The following is an 8,266-nucleotide window of genomic DNA, read 5'->3' as shown; positions in this document are numbered from 1 at the left end:
CTTGTTTAAAATAAAGCCGACCAGTCACATCTAAGCTCATAACTACAAATCCCGTTAACCAAGCCAATTTCCTTTATGCTTCTAGTAATAAAATCCCAATAATTTCCGTAATAAAATTAACACTCAACTCTATCTAAAAATATTCCGATCATTACTCTGTTCAAATAAAATCGACGGATCACATCGACATCACAGTTCCAACTCCCAGCAAAAAAAATAATAGATTCATATTCAAGCTATTTTATCGAAGCGCTAGGTTTGCCCCTGCAATAACAGACATTTAGTTTAATCCCTCAGATAGCTCACATTTCCCTTGTTATCCCATACAAATAATATGCTTTTGCTTGTATAAAAGAGAAAACTAATTTCAATAACCATAAAAGAGAAAAGGATTTCCATGGAAAATACATTCACACATAACTTACCTGATGCACAAGGCTACTTTGGTGAATATGGTGGCAGCTTTATTCCGGAACAATTACAAGTAATCATGGATCAAATAGCTGAAACATATGATCAATGTCGACAAGATCCCGCTTTTCGTAAAGAGCTGGCTCGTTTATACAAACACTTTGTTGGTCGCCCAAGTCCTATTTTTCATGCTCAAAATTTATCAGAAAAATATGGCACAGATATCTACCTTAAGCGCGAAGATTTAAACCATACTGGAGCTCACAAAATTAACCATTGTTTAGGCGAGGCGCTACTTGCCAAAAAGATGGGCAAAAAGAAATTGATTGCAGAAACGGGCGCTGGGCAGCATGGCGTTGCATTAGCAACTTCCGCCGCATTAGTCGGTTTAGAGTGTGATATCTACATGGGTGAAGTTGATATAGCTAAAGAGCATCCAAATGTTGTGAGAATGCGAATTTTAGGTGCAAATGTTATTCCTGTAACTCATGGTCGTAAGACATTAAAAGAAGCGGTTGATTCCGCATTTGAAGCTTATTTAAAAGATCCCGAAACACAGCTTTATGCAATAGGCTCTGTTGTTGGCCCTCATCCGTTTCCTATGATGGTACGAGATTTCCAATCTATTATCGGCAATGAAGCGCGTGAACAATTTCAGGAGATGACAGGTAAGCTGCCGGATAACTTGGTTGCCTGTGTTGGTGGCGGTTCAAATGCACTGGGTTTATTTACAGCTTTTTTAGAAGATAAAGAGGTAAATATTTATGGTGTTGAGCCTGCTGGCCGCTCACTTACAGAGCCAGGCGAACACGCAGCAACATTAACCTTGGGCGAACCAGGTATTATTCATGGTTTCAAATCTTATATGCTAAAAGATCAACAAGGAGAACCTCAAGAGGTCTACTCAGTTGCAAGCGGTTTAGATTACCCTTCTGTTGGACCACAACACAGCTATCTAAAAGATCTCGGACGAGTCACTTATGGCTCAATCAATGATAAAGAAGCGATTGATGCGTTTTTTGAACTCTCTCGGTTAGAAGGAATCATCCCTGCGATTGAATCTGCACATGCTGTTGCCTACGCACTGAAACTTGCTAAACAGGGTGAAAAAGGCGCAATCCTACTTAACCTTTCTGGTCGTGGTGATAAAGATATCGACTTTGTCGTTGAAAAATACGGTAAAGATTACGGTATAGAATTATTATATTAATCAATAAATTAAAAATAAAAGCGCCATATGGCGCTTTTGTTTTTTCTAAAGGGCGTTCAAGAAAACATTTAAGCATCAGAAAATACTGTATGAAATCTTCAAACTTTAAGAGATCATCTGCTCGCTCAGAAGACTGAGCCCACAATAACAGTGGGCTCAAGTGCAGTTAATACAACTTGATGTTAGCGACTTCTCCCTGGAATGGATATGTGTTCTTAACTGTGGAGCCGACACTTAACGGGAAATCATTGCTCGCAGGCAGGGTGATCTGCTGCGTACCTTTATCAACACCATCAACATTCAAACCCAGAGTATTAGCATTAAGGGTCATAATAATATGATGCCAGTTACCATCCCCCAAATTGCCAGCGCTGATCCCTTTGCCGTTGACACGGGCGCTTAGCGTACCAGTTTTACCAATCTGTACATAATAGGGATTATTTGTTCCATAGTCCCACTTGCTGACAACGAAGCTGGCTTTAGCAGTATTCCAACTATTGTAACGAACATCAAATTCCAGTTGGGTCATAGTGTCAAAGTCCCCTAACTCAACTCGCTCATCAATACCGTTAAACGTACCCGCTACGCTAGTAAAGCTAACCGCATTGTGCGGGTTACAGGAGAGATCCTGTGTACTGCCAGCCAACGGCCATTCACCAAGAAGGTTTGGGCAATACAACTTGATGTTAGCGACTTCTCCCTGGAATGGATATGTGTTCTTAACTGTGGAGCCGACACTTAACGGGAAATCATTGCTCGCAGGCAGGGTGATCTGCTGCGTACCTTTATCAACACCATCAACATTCAAACCCAGAGTATTAGCATTAAGGGTCATAATAATATGATGCCAGTTACCATCCCCCAAATTGCCAGCGCTGATCCCTTTGCCGTTGACACGGGCGCTTAGCGTACCAGTTTTACCAATCTGTACATAATAGGGATTATTTGTTCCATAGTCCCACTTGCTGACAACGAAGCTGGCTTTAGCAGTATTCCAACTATTGTAACGAACATCAAATTCCAGTTGGGTCATAGTGTCAAAGTCCCCTAACTCAACTCGTTCATCAATACCGTTAAACGTACCCGTTACGCTAGTAAAGCTAACCGCATTGTGCGGGTTCGGATTGTGCGGGTTACAGGAGAGATCCTGTGTACTGCCGGCCAACGGCCATTCACCAATAAGGTTTGGATCAATAATAACTGTAGCGCAGCGGCGTTGTTGAAGCTGTGCGTCGTACAGGCTGTCTATTTGTGTCGCGGCCTGGATATGCGCCTGAGGAATGCTCGGCAGACTGGCATCATATTTTTGCTGTGTTTCGATACTATCGAAAGTCCAACCTGTCAGACCGACAACATAGGGCATAATTACACGACCATAGTTGCTGTCATGGCGCATAAAGGACCAGTTGCGGATAGCTCCGACAGCTGCTGTATTGCGATTGTTCCAGAACACCAGATATTTCAAATGGTTTGGCTGCTGACTGATAGATCCCCCCATCAGTCCATAGTTCCAGCCTCCCTCATTTTTATCTATCAGGTTGGCATAGGGCTGATCAGCGTGCAAGTTATGGTAGCGATCAGGTGCATGCCACGAGTTAGTCAGCACATTACCGACAGCACGATGCGAGAAACCGGCTGCATGCCAATGACGCGCAGGATCTTGTATATTACGCGCTAAGATATGCGTAGAGCTATTGATATCCAGACTCAGGTGTCCTGGATTACCGTTAAAGGTAATATCTTCAATCGTTGTAGCGGCACTGTTGGTTGCAGTCAAACCAACATTAACATCTGTGAATGTAACATTATCGATCCAGCTGTTGCTTACCTTACTCAGATTTATAGCACTCCATCCACCATCATGCACGCCACTTTGATGATGCACGAAATTCTCATGCCAGTTACCTTTAAATGTTAGGTTTTCAATGCCGATATTTTCCAGCATTGGTGCGTGTTTTAATCCCCAATAGCCATCGGCGTTGACGCTATGGTGGATTGGAGCCGCAAAAGTCACGTCACTCCCCTGAATCTTTGTGACCTGGTGAAACTCCTGAGATCTAAGTCCATTAGCGAGAGCCGTCCAGCCTGATTCTAGCTGGTATGGATACACAGACTCTTCAATGGTGGCGAGTCGATCATCCAGTCGGGTCAGCTGCACCCACTGCCCTACTTGTAATTTTGATGAATCTGCGACACTGATAGTCTGAGTGGATTCACGCAGGTGATCTGATGCCACCGTAGTGATGAACTTATCTCCGCTAGGAGAAAGAATAGATTGTGTCGCTGTAGCAATAATATTGGGATCTGGATTTTTACTGTCAAAGCCGATTTGCAGAATATAAGGCGTCGTCCAGTCTTTGCTCGGATAGATCAGCTCAAGATTTTGCTCCATAAAGAGGACCGTATCAGGGCCGGCTCCGCGAATAATAATATTGCCTCGCGAAATCTTCATTGTGTACGATTTTCGGTTTGTTCTGCCTTCTGGAGTATCAGATAAATCTATCCCTAGCATATCCGAACTATCATTGATCCGGAATTGACCCGCTGGAAATTCAATAATTGCACCAGATCCACCATTATCAATGTGATTTTCAGCTTCTGCGATAGTGTCGCGGATAGCCTGTTTATCACTTAAGCCATCATTAGCAATGGCACCATAGGCTGTTACCTTAAATATTTTATAACCCAGTGTTGACGAATCTGGTATTGCTTGGTTACCAAACTGATAACCAGCGTAGGAAAAATTCGGCAGTATATTATCTTCTGCAATAGCCGAGGCCGGATCTCGCAGATCCGAGCCTGAAGCACGAGAGGACTGGTAGTCTGCCCAGTAGTCCGCTGCCATACTTGATCCGCTGATAGCCAATGAGATAAGGATAGCTGTGGTTTTTAACGTTTTCATATTTACTCCCTGTAAGAAATTCGCAGATGATTGTATTGCTTTTCTGAATGTAAAAATGTGCGTTATAACACACAAGCCGAAAGCGAACGTAAGCGAGGCAAGCAAAAGGAAATCAAAAGAAAAGCAAAAGGCGACAAATAAACACAAAAACAAAGAAATAAAAAGCCCCATTCGAAAGCAAAATAAGAAGGCAATAAAGACCTATGGCAAAACCAACCAAGAGAGAAGGTTGAATTAGAAACGATATAATCAAGGATTTTTGAATCGAGATTAGAAGGGATCATCCCTGCGATTGAATCTGCACATGCTGTTGCCTACGCACTGAAACTCGCTAAACAGGGTGAAAAAGGCGCAATCCTGCTTAACCTTTCTGGTCGTGGTGATAAAGATATCGACTTTGTCGTTGAAAAGTACGCTAAAGATTACGCTATCGAATTGTTATATTAATCAACAAGTTAAAAAAGCGCCATCTGGCGCTTTTATTGTTTATAAAGGGCGTTCAAGAAAAGGTTAAGTCATCAGGAAGCGATCTTTCCATCGGCTCTAAACTCAACCCGCCATTTTTCTTGGCATTTTCTTCAGCTTGCTCCACAATGCCGCCATGATGCAGCTTAAATTTCAGCGCAAGATTAGTCGGAGAATCCGAGTTTTTAATCGCTTCTTCTTCTGATATCCGCCCTTCAAGCACTAAATCAAATAACGCACCATCAAAAGTTTGCATACCTAACTGTTTTGACTTCTCCATTACATCTTTTAATAAACCAAAATCACCACGTTTGATCATATCGCGTATCGTTAAGGTCCCCATCATCACTTCAATGGCCGCACAACGCTTGCCATCAACAGTAGGAATTAAACGTTGTGAAATAAACGATTTTAAATTATTGCCCAAATCACTTAATAATTGCGGACGTCGTTCTTCAGGAAAGAAGTTAATAATACGATCGAGCGCTTGGTTAGCATTATTAGCATGTAATGTTGAAATAGCTAAGTGCCCTGTTTCAGCAAAGGCTAAAGCATGCTCCATGGTTTCTCTATCGCGAATTTCCCCAATCAAAATAACATCGGGTGCCTGACGTAATGTGTTTTTTAAAGCCGCATGGAAACTTCGGGTATCAACCCCCACTTCGCGTTGGTTAATAATACTTTTTTTGTGCTTGTGTACAAATTCAACAGGATCTTCAATAGTGATTATATGACCAGAGGCATTTGAGTTGCGATGATCAATTAATGCCGCCAGTGATGTGGATTTACCAGAGCCCGTCGCACCAATAAATAACACCAAACCGCGCTTAGCCATAATCACATCTTTAAGTACCTCAGGTAGCCTCAAATCGTCAAACTTAGGGATCTCAACTTTGATATTACGTGCAACAATCGAGACTTCATTACGCTGTTTGAAAATATTGACTCGAAAGCGTCCAACATTTGAAATTGAAATAGCCAGATTCATCTCAAGATCCTGCTCAAATGCCACCTTTTGCTCACTATCCATCATTGAATCAGCAATAACGGCTACTTCACCTGGCTGAAAAGGGATATTAGTGAGTGCTTTTAAAGTACCTTGAAATTTAGCTGATGGTGGTGCTCCTGTTGACAAATAAAGATCTGAACCATCTTTACTCGACAAAATATTGAGCATCTCTTCAAATTCCATCTTTTACTCCTAAAACGTAAACAATTATCATGGTTACAGTATGGAACTGCTAAATAATTTCTGCTACAACAAATAGAAAAAAGTAATAGCTATAACAAATTATGTATCTTTTAAAATTAAAAAAGCAGTGCTAAATCAAGTTTAAGCACTGCTTTCTAACTGTCGGCAAGGTAAACCTGAAGCTTCTAGCCGCCCCAAGAATCACGTAACGCAACAGTGCGGTTAAAGACTAAGTGTTGCGGCGTTGAATCTTTGCTATCTGCACAAAAATAACCTTCGCGTTCAAATTGGTAAGCTTTTTCAGCTACTGCTTCAGCAAGCCCAAGCTCAACAAAACCCTGTTTTACAACTAATGATTCAGGGTTGATTACTTGATGAATATCTTCAGCCGCAGCTGGGTTTTCAACTAGAAATAAACGCTCGTAAACTCTGAACTCAGCAGCTTCATTCGACGTCGCATCAACCCAATGGATAACACCTTTCACTTTACGGCCATCGCTTGGATTTTTTCCTAATGTTTCAGGATCGTACGAACAATGAATTTCAGTAATATTACCAGCTTCATCCTTAATAACATCTTCAGCTTTAATAACATAGGCATTACGTAAACGCACTTCTTTACCTAATACTAAACGTTTGTATTTTTTATTCGCTTCTTCTCTAAAGTCAGCACGATCAATCAGTAACTCACGCGAGAAAGGTAAAGTTCGAGTTCCCATGCTTTCATCTTTAGGATGCGCAGGTGCGATTAACTGCTCAGTTTTATCATTTTCATAATTACTGATAATCACTTTAACAGGATCAATCACCGCCATCGCACGCGGGGCATTAGCTTCCAGATTTTCACGAACACACGCTTCTAATGAAGCAAGTTCAACAGTATTCTCCTGTTTTGTTACCCCAATACGTTTTGAAAATTCACGTATCGAAGCAGCAGGATAACCTCGGCGACGCATGCCGGAGATAGTAGGCATACGCGGATCATCCCAACCCGCAACAATATTCTCTTCAATTAACGCATTTAACTTACGTTTAGAAGTTAAGGTGTATTGTAAATTAAGACGTGAGAACTCAATTTGACGAGGTTTACAAGCAATACTGATATTGGCTAATACCCAGTCATACAGTGGACGATGATCTTCAAATTCAAGGGTACATAAACTATGCGTAATACCTTCAATCGCATCCGAAATACAGTGCGTGAAATCATACATAGGGTAGATACACCACTTATCGCCCGTCTGGTGGTGATGAGCGAAACGGATACGGTATATAACTGGATCACGCATCTTCATATTCGGCGATGCCATATCGATTTTTGCACGTAACATCATCGAACCTTCAGAAAACTCACCCGCACGCATACGTGCGAACAGATCTAAACTTTCTTGGATAGGACGGTTACGGAACGGGCTCTCTTTACCTGACGAAGTTAGTGTGCCGCGGTATTCACGTGTTTGTTCCGCATTAAGTTCACAGACATACGCTTTGTCATTCTCAATTAACTCAACCGCATAAGCATATAGTTGCTCAAAATAATCGGAAGAATAATGAATGTCACCCGCCCATTCAAAACCTAACCAGCGCACATCTTCTTCAATTGCAGCAACGTAGTCAGCATCTTCTTTTACTGGGTTGGTATCATCAAAGCGCAGATTACAAAGCGCATTAGAGTAATCTTGTGCAAGACCAAAATTCAAGCAGATAGACTTGGCATGACCAATATGCAGATGACCATTTGGCTCTGGCGGGAAACGTGTATGTATCGACTGATGTTTACCCGTTTCAAGATCGTTATCGATAATATTACGAATAAAATTGCTTGGGCCAGTTTCCACCTGAGTCATTGCTTACCTCTGAAAATATATAAATCAAAAAATAGGGGCAATCATCGTATATTATCAGCAGAAGCTCAAGTTAAATAACGCGAAACTAATAAAGGGATTTACTTGCGGGTGCTGGTTTTGATAACGCGATATCAATAGGGCTCAAATCTGCTCACTTATCAGACGATAACAACTGACTGTCTGGCGTAGTGAGCAAAAATAAAAGCAAAATGGAAAACTCATTTTGCCTTTATTTTCAT

Annotated in this window: 4 protein-coding genes and 1 pseudogene; 2 read left to right on the top strand and 3 right to left on the bottom strand. The window is 41.6% G+C overall.

Features of this window, described 5'->3' with window-relative positions:
- The first annotated feature begins 397 nt into the window (after positions 1–397).
- Positions 398–1,621, top strand: coding sequence for a tryptophan synthase subunit beta (gene trpB / locus AC4GME_RS02640; RefSeq protein ID WP_490378841.1), 1,224 nt, complete (start codon positions 398–400; stop codon positions 1,619–1,621).
- A 166-nt stretch (positions 1,622–1,787) separates the two neighbouring features.
- Here the strand turns inward: trpB and AC4GME_RS02635 are convergent, their stop codons facing one another.
- The gene (locus tag AC4GME_RS02635; protein ID WP_490378986.1) at positions 1,788–4,523 is read right to left on the bottom strand and encodes a DUF4955 domain-containing protein; all 2,736 of its coding nucleotides are present in this window, start codon (positions 4,521–4,523) and stop codon (positions 1,788–1,790) included.
- A 264-nt stretch (positions 4,524–4,787) separates the two neighbouring features.
- Between AC4GME_RS02635 and AC4GME_RS02630 the strand changes: the two are divergent.
- Positions 4,788–4,970, top strand: a pseudogene (locus tag AC4GME_RS02630) (tryptophan synthase subunit beta); the annotation flags it as partial.
- A 52-nt stretch (positions 4,971–5,022) separates the two neighbouring features.
- Here AC4GME_RS02630 and AC4GME_RS02625 read toward each other — a convergent pair.
- A complete protein-coding gene (locus tag AC4GME_RS02625) occupies positions 5,023–6,180 on the bottom strand; it encodes a PilT/PilU family type 4a pilus ATPase (protein ID WP_490377979.1) in 1,158 nt (385 codons plus the stop codon).
- A 185-nt stretch (positions 6,181–6,365) separates the two neighbouring features.
- Complete coding sequence (gene glnS, locus AC4GME_RS02620) at positions 6,366–8,027, bottom strand: glutamine--tRNA ligase (RefSeq protein ID WP_490377978.1); 1,662 nt, start codon at positions 8,025–8,027, stop codon at positions 6,366–6,368.
- Positions 8,028–8,266 lie beyond the last annotated feature (239 nt).

The sequence above is a fragment of the Psychromonas sp. genome (assembly GCF_983033635.1).
Note: the sequence above shows the minus strand (reverse complement) of the source record. Positions and strands in the feature narration are given on the sequence as shown.

Bases quoted from the DNA above. Each gene is read 5' to 3' on its own strand.
- glnS (WP_490377978.1), bottom strand. From the start codon at position 8,027: ATGACTCAGGTGGAAACTGGCCCAAGCAATTTTATTCGTAATATTATC.
- AC4GME_RS02635 (WP_490378986.1), bottom strand. From the start codon at position 4,523: ATGAAAACGTTAAAAACCACAGCTATCCTTATCTCATTGGCTATCAGC.
- trpB (WP_490378841.1), top strand. From the start codon at position 398: ATGGAAAATACATTCACACATAACTTACCTGATGCACAAGGCTACTTT.
- AC4GME_RS02625 (WP_490377979.1), bottom strand. From the start codon at position 6,180: ATGGAATTTGAAGAGATGCTCAATATTTTGTCGAGTAAAGATGGTTCA.